The sequence below is a fragment of the Pseudoalteromonas rubra genome, assembly GCF_005887115.1.
Lineage (GTDB): Bacteria > Pseudomonadota > Gammaproteobacteria > Enterobacterales > Alteromonadaceae > Pseudoalteromonas > Pseudoalteromonas rubra_F.
Genome location: NZ_PNCJ01000030.1, coordinates 24,013 through 41,122 on the forward strand (window position 1 = coordinate 24,013; position 17,110 = coordinate 41,122).

The 17,110-nt window shown below is 48.6% G+C and carries 8 protein-coding genes; all 8 read right to left on the reverse strand.

The features are described 5' to 3' along the window. Positions 1–173: 173 nt before the first annotated feature. The 8 genes from CWB98_RS18140 to rlmKL all read right to left on the reverse strand — a co-directional run bounded on the left by CWB98_RS18140 (position 174) and on the right by rlmKL (position 17,045). Positions 174–2,930: an Ig-like domain-containing protein gene (locus tag CWB98_RS18140; RefSeq protein ID WP_138546133.1), complete on the reverse strand. Its 2,757-nt coding sequence runs from the start codon at positions 2,928–2,930 to the stop codon at positions 174–176. A gap of 87 nt (positions 2,931–3,017) precedes the next feature. Continuing rightward, a complete protein-coding gene (locus tag CWB98_RS18145; protein ID WP_138546134.1) occupies positions 3,018–5,660 on the reverse strand; it encodes a glycosyl hydrolase family 18 protein in 2,643 nt (880 codons plus the stop codon). Between the two features lie 20 nt (positions 5,661–5,680). Continuing rightward, positions 5,681–7,270, reverse strand: a complete 1,590-nt coding sequence (locus tag CWB98_RS18150; RefSeq protein ID WP_138546135.1) for a lytic polysaccharide monooxygenase — start codon at positions 7,268–7,270, stop codon at positions 5,681–5,683. 48 nt (positions 7,271–7,318) lie between these two features. Continuing rightward, on the reverse strand, positions 7,319–10,480 hold the full coding sequence (locus tag CWB98_RS18155; protein WP_138546136.1) for a glycosyl hydrolase family 18 protein: 3,162 nt from the start codon (positions 10,478–10,480) through the stop codon (positions 7,319–7,321). A 582-nt stretch (positions 10,481–11,062) separates the two neighbouring features. Continuing rightward, entirely contained in the window at positions 11,063–12,784 is a 1,722-nt protein-coding gene (locus CWB98_RS18160) for a DUF3466 family protein (protein ID WP_138546137.1), read from the reverse strand. Between the two features lie 11 nt (positions 12,785–12,795). Then, on the reverse strand, positions 12,796–14,709 hold the full coding sequence (uup, locus tag CWB98_RS18165; RefSeq protein ID WP_138546138.1) for an ATP-binding cassette ATPase Uup: 1,914 nt from the start codon (positions 14,707–14,709) through the stop codon (positions 12,796–12,798). Position 14,710: 1 nt separating this feature from the next. Beyond that, entirely contained in the window at positions 14,711–14,941 is a 231-nt protein-coding gene (locus CWB98_RS18170; RefSeq protein ID WP_054017159.1) for a glutaredoxin family protein, read from the reverse strand. Then, positions 14,934–17,045: a bifunctional 23S rRNA (guanine(2069)-N(7))-methyltransferase RlmK/23S rRNA (guanine(2445)-N(2))-methyltransferase RlmL gene (gene rlmKL / locus CWB98_RS18175; RefSeq protein WP_138546139.1), complete on the reverse strand. Its 2,112-nt coding sequence runs from the start codon at positions 17,043–17,045 to the stop codon at positions 14,934–14,936. Before rlmKL ends, CWB98_RS18170 begins: the two co-directional genes overlap by 8 nt. Positions 17,046–17,110 lie beyond the last annotated feature (65 nt).

The window sequence follows — 17,110 nt, forward strand, 5'->3', positions numbered from 1 at the left end:
TCTTCGGCATATTCTATCTGTATGAGTTTGGGTAACAATCGATTGCGTGTTATTAAATGTTACCCTCTGCTCAGGAAAAGGATATATTCGGCTGTAGCAACGCTGACTTCATGGCTCGAGCAATTAGGTTGATACGGGCCCAAAGCAAACGCTGCTCGGGCCCTTATTGTTATTTACTTGCAATCACCTTTGGCTTTCCACACTGCCCAGCGGCTAGAGTTGTCGGCAGGATTCTGGTTGCGTGTCCACCACTTGGCCTCAAACAATCGACCGTTAAAACTCACCTGATCGCCAGCGGTATAAATCGCATTGGCGGACCAGGCACCGACCCGACATCCGGGAGTCTTCGTTTTGACGCTTATGTTGTGCGTGGCTGAGCGAGTTTGTAGCCCACTTTTATCGCTGGCCACCGCAAATACCTCATATGCACCCGCTTCGCTCAAGGTCACCGATGTAGAGTAAGGTTTTGTGTGACTGCTTGCCACCTGTTTGTCATTAACAAAATAGCGGATCTGAGCCAAGTCACCATCCCTGTCAAACGCGCTGACTTGCAATGCTATTGGCTGCCCCGGGGCAAACTCACTGCCATTTTTAGGGCTGTTCAGAGTTACTTCTGGTGCATGGGTCTCACTTTTTGCTGCATTCACTTTGATTGTGCGTGTCGCCACTGCGGAGCGGGCATCCTTGTTATCTATGGCAACCGCGCTCAGTGTGTATTTTCCAGCTTGTTTTGCGTTGAAGTTAAATGCATAAGGTGCTTGAGTCAGCTCACTCAGCAGCTGCCCATTGACACTAACGAGTACCTGTTTAATTGTGCCATCTCTGTCGGTTGCATTTAATGCCACCGCCACCTTACTGCCTTCACTCACTTCGAGGTGATTATCTGGTGATAAAAAGGCCAATTCAGGTATCTGATTTGGCTGCTCCTGAGTGACACCGCACTCAACACCACGCTGCCATACGCCCCAGGAACCCGAGTTATGCTCGGGACTCTGGCCTCGGTTCCACCATTTGGCGATATATTCATAGCCATCAAAGGCAGCTTTATTGCCCTGTACATAGACCTGATTTTCTCTCCACGGAGGAGTCTGACATTGTGCAGGGTCTATTAAAGTAAATTGCACAGGCTCTGAGGTGACTGTCAGCCCTTCGTTATCTTCTACGACAGCATTGAGTTGATAGATACCGGTTTCATCGCTTTGCCAGCGCACCTCAAACGGTTCAGCGGTCAATGTCCGATATTGTTTACCGTTCACCATAAAGGTCACTCTTGCAACCTCACCATAGTCATCTTTTGCATCAGCACTGAAGGTCAGCACTGAGTTAATCTTAAAGCGACTCCCCTCACCCGGATTTGTTATGGTAATTTCCGGTGCTTTATTTTCTGTACAGGCAAAGACCCCCACTTGTTTAAACGCGTCGCCAACCTCTTTTATGTCGTAGCCCAGCTCCTCGGCAGCATCTGTTACCCCGCAAGCCAGCGACTCAAAATTGCCGTTGTAAACCCAATAGTGTTTGTTGGCATGTAACATCACTTCATAGGCTTTTTTCACCCCCCAACCGGGCGTATTGGCCAGATGATAAAATGCTTTGTTAAACACCCCCGAGCTATAGTGGACATCCAGCCCTATGGTGTAGTCATCCGCATGACCAATGGACTTTCCGTCTTTCGTCGGGTCATCCATATAACGCAGCGCTGCGCGGTTTTTGAAAATGCTGGCGCCTATTAACCAATCCACTTCACAATTGCCATCAGCGTCTTGATTCAAAAAGCACTCCAGTGCTTCCGATGTCATATCTGAAAACGCTTCGTTCACACCGCCAGACATACTGCTGTACACCAGTCTTGAGTTTTGTGACGTCACACCATGGGCAATTTCATGGGCGACCACGCCCAGCGATGTAAAAGGATACACGCCATAACGAGATAAATTTCCGTCACCAAAAGTCACCTCCTTGCCATTCCAAAATGCATTCAGGTAATTTTCACGGTAATGAACACGCATCACTAAATCGCCTTCCAGTGCGCGGCTGCTGTACCAGTCATCAAACATCTCCAGCGTTGCTTTACCATAATACATGGCATCATTGAGTGGAGAATAAGCACCGTTAACTGACTTATGCTGGTTCTCATGGCAATCAAACACAAAGGTCTCTGTATTACTGATGTCGTGTTCCATGTCGATCACGCGAATATCATCATGCGCCAGGGCACAACGTCCATCTGCACGCTCTGTGGCATAAAACTTTGGCTTGTCCTCACCATAATAGTGGCGGCCGATTTTTTCATTGCCGCCCGGACCTGTGCCAATTTTGCCGTGAGTCAGGGTCTCACCATGACTCAATACCTCTGCACTATGGGCATCAATAAAGAACTCCGGTCGGCTGGGTGCTTGCTCTGTCTCAGCAAAAAAGCTGATCCGATAGGCCAATCTGAACCCATTCTGATAGGGGTACACCACCAGTTCAATCTGTTCGTCCCGGGTCAGCAAAAGGTTCGGGATACTGGCTTTTGCGCTACGCAAAGCTCGCGCTTCATCAATTGACGCCACAACCGAATCCAGCTTAGGCGCCGGGACCACTGAGCCACTGACACCCGTGATATTCCCCTCAGGGGAAAACCACACACTGAGCAGGTTTTGCGCATCATGATGGGTCACAATTTCACCACCGTGTACCCGTATTCCCTGGTAATACTGACTGCGACGCAGGTGCTTGCCATCTTCGCTACGGCTGTGGGTTTTAAATTCAAAATCTGGCTGAGTACTTGCCTGACGGGACTGGAAAAAGCGCGTTGACTGCTGCAACTGTTCAATCAGCTGAGATTCCAGCTGTTTGTTACTGTGGACACTGATCGGTGCGGTGTTTGCAGTAGCACCAAATACACTCACTGCAGCGAGAAAAGACGCTATGGGTGATAACTTATACATGATTTTACTCTTTTTGTTCGTTGTTTTTATTTATCTTTGGAAGCGCATCCCTGCGCTCACAGGCGTTATCCGTAACAGTCGATTAATTTATAGCTTGCGCCACACACCGTTACTGCCAGGCGCCTGACCACGGGTCCACCAGCGTGCCTGCCAGGTTTCGCCGCCATGTGTTACTTTGTCACCGCCGGTATAAACCAGGTCACTGCGCCAGGCACGCACTTTGCCATCGTCTGGAATGATCTCCTGCCATACACCGCCATTGGAAGGCAACGCACCTCGTGTCCACCAGCGAGCGCGATATTCCACACCTTTGTAAAACACCTTGTCGCCGCCTACATACACTTTATTGGCATCCCAGGTGGTGTTGCCGTCACCTGGTGTCGGCTCAGGTGTTTCAGTCAGATTGTTTATTGTGACATTGAATTGACGTCGTACTTCATAGACGCCATCGCTGACGGTCACAGTCCCGGTCACAGTCTGTGTTTTAGCTACTTCAGAGGCGGTCAAAGTGACAGACGCGCCCTGACCACTGATTGTGTGACCAGGCACATTCCATTGATAACTCAGTGCTTTACCTTCAGGATCAGAGGCCCCCACAGTCAGCGTTTTGCTAGACTTTTCATCCAGGCTAATACTCGCTATGTCTCCAACAACGGGGGCTTTGTTTTCAACTACCGGTGCCTTCACCTGTACTTTGACTTGTCGCTGTACTTGGTTTACCCCATCGGAGACCTGTAAGTTGACAGTAAACACCGCGTCCTGAGTGACATTGGGCGCCGTCACGATAACGCTGTCATGCTCGCTTTGCAGATTCAGCTGAGCATCGCCTGACCAGCGATAGGTCAGCGCTTTACTTTCAGGATCTCGCGCGTCGGCAGTCAGGATATAGATGTCACCCGCCGTCAACGTCAGGCTTGCAGGTATTGTGACTATGGGTGCTTTGTTCACAGGTACCGGCTCAGTCACTTTCCCGGCCAGCCCTTCGTGCATGGCATTGAGAATATCGCCATTATCCGCATCAATTTCCCAGGCAAACAAACCACCCAGATTGTGTTCACGGACATACTGACCCTTGGCTTTTACCGAACGCGGGCTGTCATAGGTCACCAGGGTGCCTGTATCGCGATTCCACACATAGGCCGCTTCAGCGGTGGAGTCATAACCCACTTCAAAGCCATTAATGCCCTGCTCACCACTGCCAATCATGTGCGCCTTTAGACCTTTATAGTCGATGACACCCGCTTCCCAGACGCCCTGTGACGTGCTGCCTCGTAACTTACCATTGGCCGGTGCCGTCATCGGGTTGTCGGCGATTTTGGCATTTTTGGGATATACCCCTTCCCAGCCACGTCCGTACATGGCTGCACCGACGACCAGTTTTTCGCTGGGAACGCCTTGCTTGAGTAGTAACTGAATGGCATTGTCCAGCGTATAAGCAGGGCCTTTCCTTGCTTCACCTTGCTCATCAACACCTGTGCCCCGGCATTCATCTGAACTCAGATGTGAACCACAGTAAATGCCCGTCTGATGGCCTGTTTCGTTATTCCAGCCGCCGTAAAAGTCATAGGTCATGGCAAAGATGTAGTCCATGTACTGGGCAGCATCGCGATAATCAACATCTTCGATTTTGTCCCAGCCAGTACCAATGGCCGAAGTTAATTCGTATTCACGACCGGTTTGAACTTCCAGCTCGTCCAACATCTCTCTGAGTTCTTTCATCAGCAACACATAGGTTTCGCCATCCGTGCTGGCGCCCAAATCAGGGTGAGCACCATCACCACCGGGGAACTCCCAATCAATGTCTACGCCGTCATAAAATTTCCAGGTAGTCAGAAACTCGCGCATTGACTTCACAAAGGTGTCGCGGTTTGCTTTGTCCGTGAAATCAAAGAAGGGATCGGATAAAGTCCAGCCCCCCACCGACGGCAAGATCTTCAGATCCGGGTTGCGTTGTTTCAGCGCCATTAATTGCGCATAGGTGCCACGAATTGGATCTTTACTGCTGATCCCCGGCAGGGCTTTTTGCACCGCAGCCCAGGGGTCATGGATCACCACTTCATAGTCTTTAGAGCTGCCACAGGCCAGCTTTAAGGCACGCAGACTATTGCCATTTTCAATCTCAGCCAGCGAGTCATTGGGGCCACAAATAGGAATAAAGCCATATAAAAGGTGGGTCAGGTTATCCGCCGGGATTTGGGTCACATCAAAGCTTCGGCCGTATATGCCCCACTCAACAAAATAGGCACCTACCACGGTATTGGGGTCGGTGTCATATTGCTTGTTATTTGGGTTGACGTTTAGCTTGAGTGGTTCCAGGTGCCCGCCATCGGTATCCGCAATTACGATGGGCTTACTGGCAGAGGTCGTACAACCCGACGCATCACACAATGCAATGCGCAATTCATGCCGCCCTGATTTATGATAAGGGAAGCGGATCACCCCACTGGTGGTGCCTTTCGCCAGCTGCCCTTCATTAACCACCTCGTCATCAAAGTACACTTTGTAACTGTCACCCCCTTTGCCCGACCAGGCATTCCATTCGATAGCGATATCCACTACCTCTTTGGCCTGGATCAGCTGTTTGTAGGAGCCTCTGCCATAAATGTTCACATCCACAAAGGAGTAGTTTTGTGGTTTCCAGTTGATGCTCGGGGTTGATGGTGCAGCGACTGCTGTCGCTACTGATAAAGCTGACGCGACCGCAGCCGCACTGATCAAATAGTTAAACATGTTTTTTCCTCGTTTTGTTGTTATAGTTTTTTCCACACGCTGTGCTTGCCAGGTTGCTGGCCTCGGGTCCACCAGCGCGCCTGATAACGCTCGCCCTGATAGCGCACAATTGCGCCGCCGGCGTAAGCCACGGAGGCTTGCCATTGGTCTTTTGGTTCAGAAGGCGGTGCAATGCGCTCCCAGGCATGGCTGATATCGGGACGTTGCCCGCGAACCCACCATTTGGCGCGATATTGGCTGCCGTTAAAGCTGACAATATCTCCGCCTGTATAGACCTTATCCGCCTGCCAGGCATCACTATCGGGCGGTGCCGGGGTATCATTTTGGTTGGTCACGGCAATGACTAGATTGACTGAGGTGCTAAGTTGCCCGTCGGAAACAGTGACTTTGCCGCTAAATTGTGTGTCTTTATCTACTTGTGGGGCCGTAACTGTGATGGTTGCCCCGTTGCCGGTGTAACTGACTTGGGCAGGCAACTGCCAGTCGAAATCCAGTCTGCTTTGCTGGTCATCAAAGGCATGCACATGCAAATGTGCGCTTTGTCCTTCTTGCACTGTCAATACGGCCGGGGTATGCACTGTCGGTGGTGTATTCACAGGCTTTGCAACCACGCTGAGATTAAAGGTATGCGTCTGGTCGCTCACAAAAACCTGATTGCTCGCCAGATTGGTTGCATCAAAGTGAATATTGCCATGCTCATCTTGCACCCCAATACGGATCAGTGCAGCAAACACCTCATTGAGCTGAGTCGCAAAATACGCTGGCCAGTCGGCAACACGCTGCTCAGAAATGGTGAGCTTTTCCTGAATAAGTTCTTTGCCGTTGCCGTCGAACGCCCGCAGCCAGACCGTGTCGCCAATATTGGCCTGCTGCCCCTGACGCAGATAATACCCGGCGCTATGCCAGCTTTGTGGCGGCTGGGGTTCAGCGTCTCTGATGAGAGTAATATCACTGCAGTTGTAAAAACCTTCTCCGACCACATCATCCCTTTGCCAGCGACTGTACAGCACAGCATCGCCTGAAAACTTGTCAGGAATGGCCACTGTCATCTCGTAGTAACGTTTGCCGTCGGGTGCCATAAAAAAGTCAATATTGCCATGACTTTGCACCAGCTCCAGATCAGCCCAGCTGAGCGCTTTGTTTTCAAAATCAACACCCGGCCTGGTCAGATAGAACTGCCAAAAACTCGGGTTGTGCGGCGTTGTGGCGCGATAACGGATCTTGATTTGCCCTTTACCATCGACCGTCACAGGGGTTTTCTGCCAGTCTTTTGAGGGTAAGCCCATGCCAGCTTTGTTTTTATCACCGGCATGGCATAAAGTCCCATCGGGAATATTGGCCTCGACCGCACTTTGATCGTTAAACTCTGCCGTATTGACGGCAAATTCATGCTTCTGGATAAACTGCACATGGCCGGATTTCAAAAATGCGGCACGGCAAGCTGCATTGGGGATTTTGGAACCATCTTTTGGCCACCAGAAACCGCCCTGCTCCTGACAAATCGCCTGACGGGCCTTCGGAAAGTCCATATAGCCATGTGCAAGCGCCTGATTGGCACCAGCCAAGGTCATCCCCACGGCCATAGCCGATAGGGTTTTATTATATTTCATAGGGTTATCTCCTACGGTGGCAGTGATGCCACCGCTATTTTTTGAGGATTAAAGCGAGCAAACCTGCTGCCAGGCACCACCATTAGACGGTGTTGCATTGGTCCACCACTTTGCTTTGTAGACGTAACCGTTATGGATCAGCATATCGCCACCGAGCGCATGGCTCGGTGTACCTGCCCAATTAGTGCGAGGCCACTGGGGATACTGGTTGATATTGCTCAGCTCAACGCCCTGACAACGTGAGCCCTGTGGTGGATTACCACCGGATGTGTCGTCCGACTTTTTCGCTACAGGTAGTTGGGGGTATTCACTACTGAAGGCATATTGCTTACCATTTTTTTCAATGACAAAGTTAACGGGCCCCGTGATCGGCATGTAGTACATAACCTGAGCATTCACGGTCTCGCCAGGCTTAAACGACTCCAGCTGGCCACCCCACTCGTTTTTCAGGGTAATTGAAAAACGATGGAATTCGTTGTCAAAGCCACCAATGTTATTACCGCGTGTGTTGCTGGCATCATGCTCTACTTTCATGCCCAGCTTTTTGCGGGCGTTCCAGCTGGACTTGAAAATCGCAGAGGTTGATACTGGCACATTGAAGCTGATAGTTGCCCCGCTCAGGTCTAGCTCCGAGTGGTTGGTGAACGCGAATGTAGGTCTGATCGGGTAGTTCTGATCGCCGACGGGGAAGTCTTTGGCATTAAAACGAATATCAACTGCCATCTCAGGTAACGCGAACTCGGCATCACCCTGTGCCGTTGCGTAGTCAGTTCCATCTTGATTGAAGGTGTTGTAAGCAAGGCTCGTCATGGTCGAGCCCATGAAGTACTCGCCTTTGTCCGCATGGTAGTCGAAGTCGCCAGCCAGCTCCCAGAACATCACGCCACCCAGACCTTTTTCAACCACGTAATTGAGCTTAGTCTGCATGGATTCTGTATCTTCCATCGAGAGGAAGACTTTTTTCTGCGCATTGTACAGCCAGGGTGCGACAGCGATGTCATCGTAATGCCGCACATAATCGCCACGCAGTACATCATCCGGATCTGTAGCAGGTGTCAGGCCATAATCGGTCAGGTAGCTTGGGTTGATACCGTGTTGCAAGTTCTTTGCGTGCCATAAAGGGTTAGAACCTGCTGCAACTTCTTTCCCGTTTTCAACGTCATGCCAGAGGTTGTCTATGCCAATGGCACCATTACCACATTTGTTTTTCTCGCCAATCCCCGTCCCTTTCGGACACGCATTTTGATCCGGCAGAGGTGCTCTCCCCCAAAGGCCGTTTTCACCGCCACGCACATCTTTGAATCCGCGGGTGTAATAAGGGATACCTATGTTGATCCGCCCCGCAGGCAATGCACCTCTGAAATAATTCACGGCCCAATCTGTATTGAGATAACCAATTCCCCCAAATTCTCTGGTGCCATAGACATTCCAGGTTTTCAGCTCGGTGTCTTTACCCGTGTCATACAAAGGCGCGTTGTGGCCAACATGGTCATTCCAGGCGCCGTGCAGGTCGTAACTCATGATGTTAACAAAATCAAGATATTGTGCAGTCTGGAAAGTTTCCATTCCTCTTAGCAAATAGCCTGAGGACGGAGAAGCAATGGTCAGCATATAGTGCTTACCATCCTGCTCACCCGCCTTGTCCAGTGCTTCACGCAGTGACTTCATCAAAACCTGATAAGATTGATTCAGGCCAGCACGGCGCTGGTTACTGATCTCAAAATCTTCAGGGTGGCCCGAGTCCTTCATTGATGACGGGTATTCGTAGTCAATGTCCAGTCCATCGAAGCCATACTGACGTAAGAAGGCCACAGAGCTTGCGACAAATGCTTGTATCCCTTCGTGATTAACACTGCCATCGGCGTGGGTGGTCATGGTGTAGAACCCACCGCTATTGACGCGTTTGCCTGTTTCATCAAAGTAACCGCCCGTCTCAGCCCAGCCGCCAACGGAGATCATGGTTTTGACGTGTGGATACTGCTTTTTGTAACGATTCAATAAGTTAAAGTGACCGGTATACGGCAGACTAGGGTCCATTTCGGCACCGGCTTCGCCCGGCCAGGTCATATTGGTTGCCGCATTGCCCTCAGCTTTAGGGTCGCCAATACTGAGCTCATTCTGACTGTTTACATGGGCAAAGGCATAGTTGATGTGGGTGATCTTGTCCCAGGGGATATCATTAACCAGATAGCTTGGCTGATTATTTTTACCATGGCGCCAGCTGGTAAAGTAACCAATCACGCGCCGAGGATGATCAGCACCCATCTTCTCCCGACCTTCACTATCGTATACATCACAATAGGCACTGGTTACGCCGGGCGTGCGATATAGACCGGCCGGTAAACAGTCCAGCTGACTTGTTTGACCGTCCCCAGCTTCTTTGACAATAAAGGTACGGTGGATGGACTCCGACACCAGGCCATGCTCGTCCGTTGCCTGCAAAGTAAACTCATGACGCCCAGCAGATGAAGCAGACCACTCATAATGCGCTTCAGTCAACTCTGTGCGTTTAATCTCTTGACCATTAAGCGTCAGTACCTGAGTTAACCTGTCATTTTCTTTATCATGACTTCGCAATGTGAGGCGAACTGCACTGCCAACTTCCAGTTCACTAGGCAGTTCAGCTGTCAGACGTGACACAGGTGCGGTGTTTTTTTCTTCCGGCGGTACGGCTGTCACCTGCACTGAGCGCTTTGCCGATACCGACTTTGCACCATCGTCATCAATGGCGACTGCATGAAAAACATGCTCACCAACACGCGCCTTCCAGTTGAGCACATAAGGCGCCTGGTCTAGTACCTTAACCAAAACCTCATTGTGATAGACTGAAACCTGCTTGACGACGCCATCGCTGTCGTGTGCACTGAAAACAAACTGAAGCTTTTCACCTTCTGTCACCTTCATATCACTATCCGGCTGCTTCAGGTCAATCACAGGTGATTGGTTGGGTTGCTCATCCCCGTGACAAGCACCCAGTTTGTGCCACTCCTGCCATTGCCCGGAGCGCAGCTTAGGTGATGAGCGATTCCACCAATTTGCCCTGTATGCAACGTTATCTTGTTGCACTTTATGGCCGGACGTATATACCTTTCCAGCCTGCCACTGGGGTATCCCACTACAATCCACTGCCGCACTCGCGTTGTGTGCCGATAATGCCAGCGCTATTGCACTGAGCTTAACAGCTGGCTTTTTCATGTTAATTAGTTGCATAAATGCATCCTCACTGTTTTTATTTTTAACCTGACGTCAATGGAAATGGCATTATTTCCTATCATCGGTGCAGGCGGAGGCAGTGTATCGACACAAAAAAACATAACAAGTAACTAATTAAAAATAATAATCTAGTACATTATTACTTTGATTTATCTCTTGTGAGCACACTGAAATATCAGTAGATCTTTGTTTACTATAAAGATTATTTATTTGTTGCACTTTTATGAATAACAATATATTTGAAACCTTCCCTGGTGGAATTTATTGTTTACAAATGGCACTGGTAAGAACAGACGTAAGGATGGCTAAAATAAAAATACTTAGCACTTTGTGATTGGATTTATCTCATGCATAATTTTTTACGAGGAGAAGGTTGGCTATTTAATTATGCAGATTGAGATCAGAAAGCGTGCGGATCTGCCTACCAGTCTCCACGAAACAAACGATAGAAGATTCTAAGTGAAAAGTCTTTAATGCAGATAGTATCAGATTAAACAAGATGTAAGTGAGGTGTTGACCGGGTCAATCAGGCAAATGACAAGGGCCAGCCGCAAACGGCTGTGCCCTTGCTGGAGGATGTTATTTGCGGCGTCTGCGACGTGTCCATGCCAATGGCAGCGCAAGTAAAGATAACCATCCCAAAGATGCTGACTGACGCTCATACGTTTCCGTTTCAGGCGCAACACACTGCTCCAGCTCCGTGCTACCGGTTTGAGTCAGCACTACAGGCACCACGACAGACTCCAATGCTACATTACCATCCGAGTCCTTGTCAGGGTTGCCAAATGAGTCTAGCTTTGTCACCGTTTTGGCCGCAACTGCATATATCGTGTTGTCATCCGTGATCCGGATCGCTTCAGATACGGTATATGGAAAGTCATCGCTTTTACAAGGCAGTAAGTCATTGATGTTTGTCAGCTTTTCATCACCAATTTTATACATGAAGGCTTCAGTACGAGGGTTAGTAACATTTTTCTCAACCTCGCCTTCACCAACCATATATCCGACATTGTTAATGTCTCTGACACGGGTGTCTGAGCCACTGAAATAAATAGGGAGCTCTACAAACTTTTTATCGTTCATGTCGTAGTAAAACCCAGTCACATCGAATAAGGAGCCCTGGATTTGTCTACCTACATAACCCGCAATCACGTTGCTGTCATTGATATCAAGAGCAAACCCTGACTGATAAAAATCATCATGCTCACGTAAAGTGAAAAACTGACCATCCTGATAATAGCCTGGCTCTTCAAAGGCTTTAAGGCTATCATCGATCCTGATTCTGGATTTACCTATGGCAATCCCCGCCTTGTTGATAGCATAAGCGGAACTATAGAACGGATTATTTTCATCGTCCTTGCGCTCCAAACCAATACCCAGGTCTTTAGTATCAATGACATTGAAATCTTTATCCAAGGTCCATTGGTAAGCTCGCAAATCATAGACCCCACGCCCCTGACGCCAGATACAAGCCGCTTCAGGCTCGCTTTTGTCATCACAGTTGTCGGTAATCGTGGTTTGGCTGTTTTCGGGTAAGCCTATAGAGGCCTGACCAACGACCAGGTAGTTGCCTTCATCTGTCAACGTAATATCATTCGCGATGCTGTAGCCACCATATTGAGTGAACGGAGGATCCAGAATGATGCGCTTGCCACCCGGAGATATGACTATCCCCCGAGCATGCCAATCACGAACAAAGTAGGTTTTTGCCTCGCTTTCTCCCTCTGGCGTGAAAGTGATCTTTTTAAAAGGCGCTGACCCCCAACCAACCACCGTACCATCAGCGGCAACCGCAGTCAGTGCATTGCTGACTGAGCGTGTTAAACCCGCATAATCAGGCGATTCGACATCAAATATATCAATCAGGTTAACACTGTTACCCGCATATTCGAGCCCAGCCACTGAACTGACCTTTTGAAATTCAGCACTAGCGCCTTGTGCACCAGACGATAAATATCCCAGCATAAACGTGAGTGCTTCGGCGTCTGTTGAGAGCGCGTCACCATTTTGTATATCGTCTAATGTGAAAGAGATGGTTTCGTCTCTATCTTCCAGGAGTCCCTTATAGTTATCGTAGTAACTAGTGATAGAGTTGTCTTGAAAGTCTATGTAGGTGATGTCAACAGGCAAGTTATACAGGTTCGTCACGCGGCCAATGGCGTCGCCGCTTTCATTGACATCGGTAACATAGTGCATTTTGCCAATGTCGCTGGTTGGTAATTCAGTGAGTTTGTACGGTGCGGCAATTGCCTGACCAGATAGGCCGAAAATAATACTGGCGGCCATAAGTGAATATTTCATTTCAATCCTTACTACTGATTCTGTAATGCTTCTAATTCTTCCCAACGCTCAAACGCGGCTTCAAGCTTGGACTCAAGGTCAGCCAAATGGTTCAACGCGGTTTGGGTCGTTTCAGGATCTTGCTTAAAAAACTCCGGTGAGTTCACCAGGTTTTGTTGCTCTTCCAGCTCGTTTTCCAGAGCCTCTACTTTACCCGGCAATGCTTCCAGTTCAAGCTTTAATTTGTAGCTTAACTTGCCAGTTTTGCTTTTATTGGCAGTCTTTTTGTTATCGTTAGCCTGTTGCTTCTCTTTGTCGAGCTTTTCCAACGCTTTTTGCTGCTGCAATCGTTGCGCCCGGTACGCCTCAAAATCACTATAACCACCGACAATCTCAGTGACTCTGCCATCGCCTTCAAATGCCCACACACTGTTACAAGTATTATCAATGAACTCCCGATCGTGGCTAACAATCAGGATTGTTCCCTGATATTGGTTAATGATTTCTTCGAGTAATTCCAGTGTTTCAATATCCAGGTCATTGGTCGGCTCATCCAGCACAAGAACGTTCGAGGGTTTCAGAAACAGCTTAGCTAGCAGCAAACGATTCTTCTCTCCCCCCGACAAAGCCTTCACGGGCGTGCGGGCTCGTGCTGGCGGGAACAAGAAGTCTTGCAGATAACCGAGAACATGACGGCTTCTGCCCCCCATTTGTACTTCCTGTTTACCTTCGGCGACATTGTCCTGAACCGTTTTCTCCTCATCCAGCTTTTCCCGGTACTGGTCAAAATAGGCGACTTCGAGATTAACACCCTGCTTGACCTTACCGTTATCTGGAGCGATATCACCAAAGAGAATTTTAAGTAGCGTCGTTTTACCTACTCCGTTGGGACCAATTAAGCCAACCCGATCGCCGCGCATCACCAAGGTCGAGAATTCTTCGACTATGCGCTTTTCTTTGAAAGCATGGCCAATGTGTTGCGCCTCAAATACCAATTTGCCTGAACGCTCGGCTGATTCAATATTAAAGTCAGTCTTCCCGACTTGCTCAATACGTTGCTTGCGCTCTACCCGCAATGCTTTGAGGGCTCTGACCCGGCCCTCATTTCGCGTACGTCGGGCTTTTATCCCTTGCCGTATCCAGGCTTCTTCCTCAGCAAGCTTTTTATCGAACAGTGCATTTTGCGCTTCTTCTACTTTAAGGTCATGCGCCTTTTGCTCCAGGTACTTAGCATAATCGCCTGGATATGAAATAAGCTTACCGCGGTCCAGATCAAGAATACGAGTCGCAACACCGCGGATAAATGCCCGGTCATGCGATATAAAAACAATCCCGCCTTTAAACTCTTTCAGGAACTGCTCAAGCCATTCAACACTACTCATATCAAGGTGGTTGGTCGGTTCATCCAGCAGTAACAGATCTGGATCGCTCACCAAGGCCTTAGCTAAAGCGACTTTGCGTAGCCAGCCACCAGATAATTTTTCTAGTTTCATATTGGCGCTAAGCTGCAGCTGAGTTAAAACTAGCTTTATACGACTTTCAAACCGCCAGGCATCTTTCGCTTCAATATCGGCGGATAAACGCTCCAAACGACTCAAAAGATTGCTCGAATGATCTGTCTGCAAAGCTTCACTGACGTTGTGATAGTCAATCAGCAGTTGGGCAATATCAGGCAGACCACCGGCTACGTAATCGAATACACTGCCCTGAGCGCCTTTTGGGGGATCTTGCTCTAACCGTGAAACCTTTAAACCCGATACTCGGTTGATTTCTCCATCATCCAGTTGAATCTGGCCATCCAGAACCTTTAACAGAGTAGACTTTCCGGCACCATTACGACCGACAATACAGACCCGTTCCCCGGCTTCAATCACCGCATCGGCTTGGTCTAACAAGGGGTGGGTACCAAAAGCCAGCTGGGCTCTCGCAATTCTGATTAAATCCATCTTACTTTAACAACTCTTTTATATCTTGTTCTGTAAAAGGCCAGAACAAAGCTCTGGCGCTATCTGTTAACTTAAGTACAGGGATTGATGTCTGATACTCCGCCATCAACTGAGGATCGTCCACTATGTCCTTATGTATTACTGCGTCACTGGTGACACACCTAAGCACCAGCTCATAAGCCTGCTCACAAAGGTGACAGCCGTCAGTATAAAATAGTGTGAGTTTAGCCATGGGTGATCAACCAACTGTTGTGGATTTGTTTGTTACGCTTAAAATCCGGCGATAAGGTTTTATCTGAGACATTCTCTGCTTTGAGGCCTAACCCCATCAAACCGACTTCATCCATCTTAAAGCCTCGCTTGTTATTGGAGAACAGCAAAGTACCACCCGGGCTAAGGATTTTCTTCACCCATTCAAGCAACTGGATATGGTCGCGCTGAACGTCAAACACCTCTTTCATACGCTTTGAATTTGAAAAGGTCGGCGGATCGAGGAAAATTAAGTCATATTGCCCTTGTGCGTGCTCCAGCCATTTGAGGCAGTCTGCCTGCTCAAACCTAAAACGAGGGTTTCTAAGCTCATTTAAGGCAAAGTTGTCTTCCGCCCACTTCAGGTAGGTTTTTGACATATCCACCGTTGTTACAGCTTTTGCTCCGCCCAGAGCCGCATGCACTGAGGCACTGCCCGTATAGGCAAACAGATTCAGGACACGTTTGTTCTTCGCGTTTTGCTGAATATAACGTCTGGCGAGTCTGTGATCCAAAAACAAGCCGGTATCAAGATAGTCGAACAAGTTAACCTTAAACTTAGCGCCAAACTCTTCAACGACTTGCACACGGTTTTGTTTACTGAGCGCGTTATATTGCTCCTGGCCTTTTTGTTTTTTACGTACCTTAACTGCAATATTACTGGGGTCGATATCTAAGGTCTCAGCAGTGAGCGTAATAATGTCTTGAAGACGCTTATTTGCAATCTGCTCATCTATTTCTTTCGGAGCAGCATACTCAAACACCACAGCGCTGTCGCCATAGATATCCACCGCGACGTTATACTCTGGAATATCCGCATCATAGACGCGATACGCCTGAACCTGCTCCTTTTTAAGCCAGCTTTTTAAAGACTGCTTGTTCTTTTTCACCCGGTTAGCAAAGGCCCGAGATTGCTCAAAATGCAACGCCCCCGACTGTTCATTTTGTGCCACCTGGCGCTCGTCCATATCATACAGATACAGTGCAACGTCGAGCGGGCCGTTTTTAAACTTATAGCGTTTTTTAGATGACAGCTTCAATGTTTTAAACAGTGCTTCGTCTGTGCCAAGTAACGCCAAAGACCAGTCTTTGTAATGCTTTTTAAAGCGCTCGCCCATGCCTCGATATAGATTGATCAGCTCCGCCATTGACCCTAAACGCTCACCATAAGGTAAGTTACTTAGTAATGTCCCCGGACGCTTAGCAACACATGTCAGTTTACTGGCATCCCCTTCGCTAAAGCGAATGATGTCCTCCAGTCCAGCTCGCTTCGCATTTCCTCTGGCGGTATCCAAGACCTGGACATCAATATCCTGACCAATGATCCACAAGGGCTTTTCCAGTTGAGCCTGTTTTAACTCAGTTTTCAGTTCCTTAAATTTAGCATCACGAAAACCGGGTAAGCGCTTGAAGGCAAAATCTTTGTTCAGATTGGCAGGGATGTTCAGTGCCATACTAGCTGCTTCAATCAGTAAAGTGCCTGAACCACAGCACGGATCAAACAGAGGTTTTGATGTATCGCTCAGCCAACCACTGCGCTGCACCAAAGCGGCAGCCAAGTTTTCACGGATAGGTGCTCTACCCTGTTTAGTGCGATAACCTCTGTCCGACAGACGCGGACCGGAATAATCGATATAAAGCGCAATCTTTTGCTTATTGAGCTTTGCGATAACACGAACATTGGCATCTTGCTTATCGACTGATGGACGCTGTTCATAAAGGTCCTGAAAATAATCAACAATGGCATCTTTAATCACTAGGCCAGAAAATTGCGTGTTTTTCAGTTCACGGTTAGTACCGTTAAATTCAATCGCAAACGTCTGCTTTGGACCAAACCACTCTTGCCAGCCCTGAAAGCGAGCAAATTTATATAAGTCATCTTTGTTGTTGATGTTTTCATGCTCATCAATCAGCATCATCACACGCGTTGCGAAGCGTGTCGTCATACAGAATTTCTGAACTGCCAGGCTATCCGCGGTAAAACGAACTGAGCCAACAGTTTGTTTGACGACTTCAAGCCCCTGAGACTGAAGCTCTTCAAGCAAAAGGTTTTCAATACCGATAGACGTTAAGGCGATAAACTGCAATGTAAATACTCAATAATTTCAATTGCAGCGAGTATAACACAGCAAGCAGCAGACTGGGATATCAG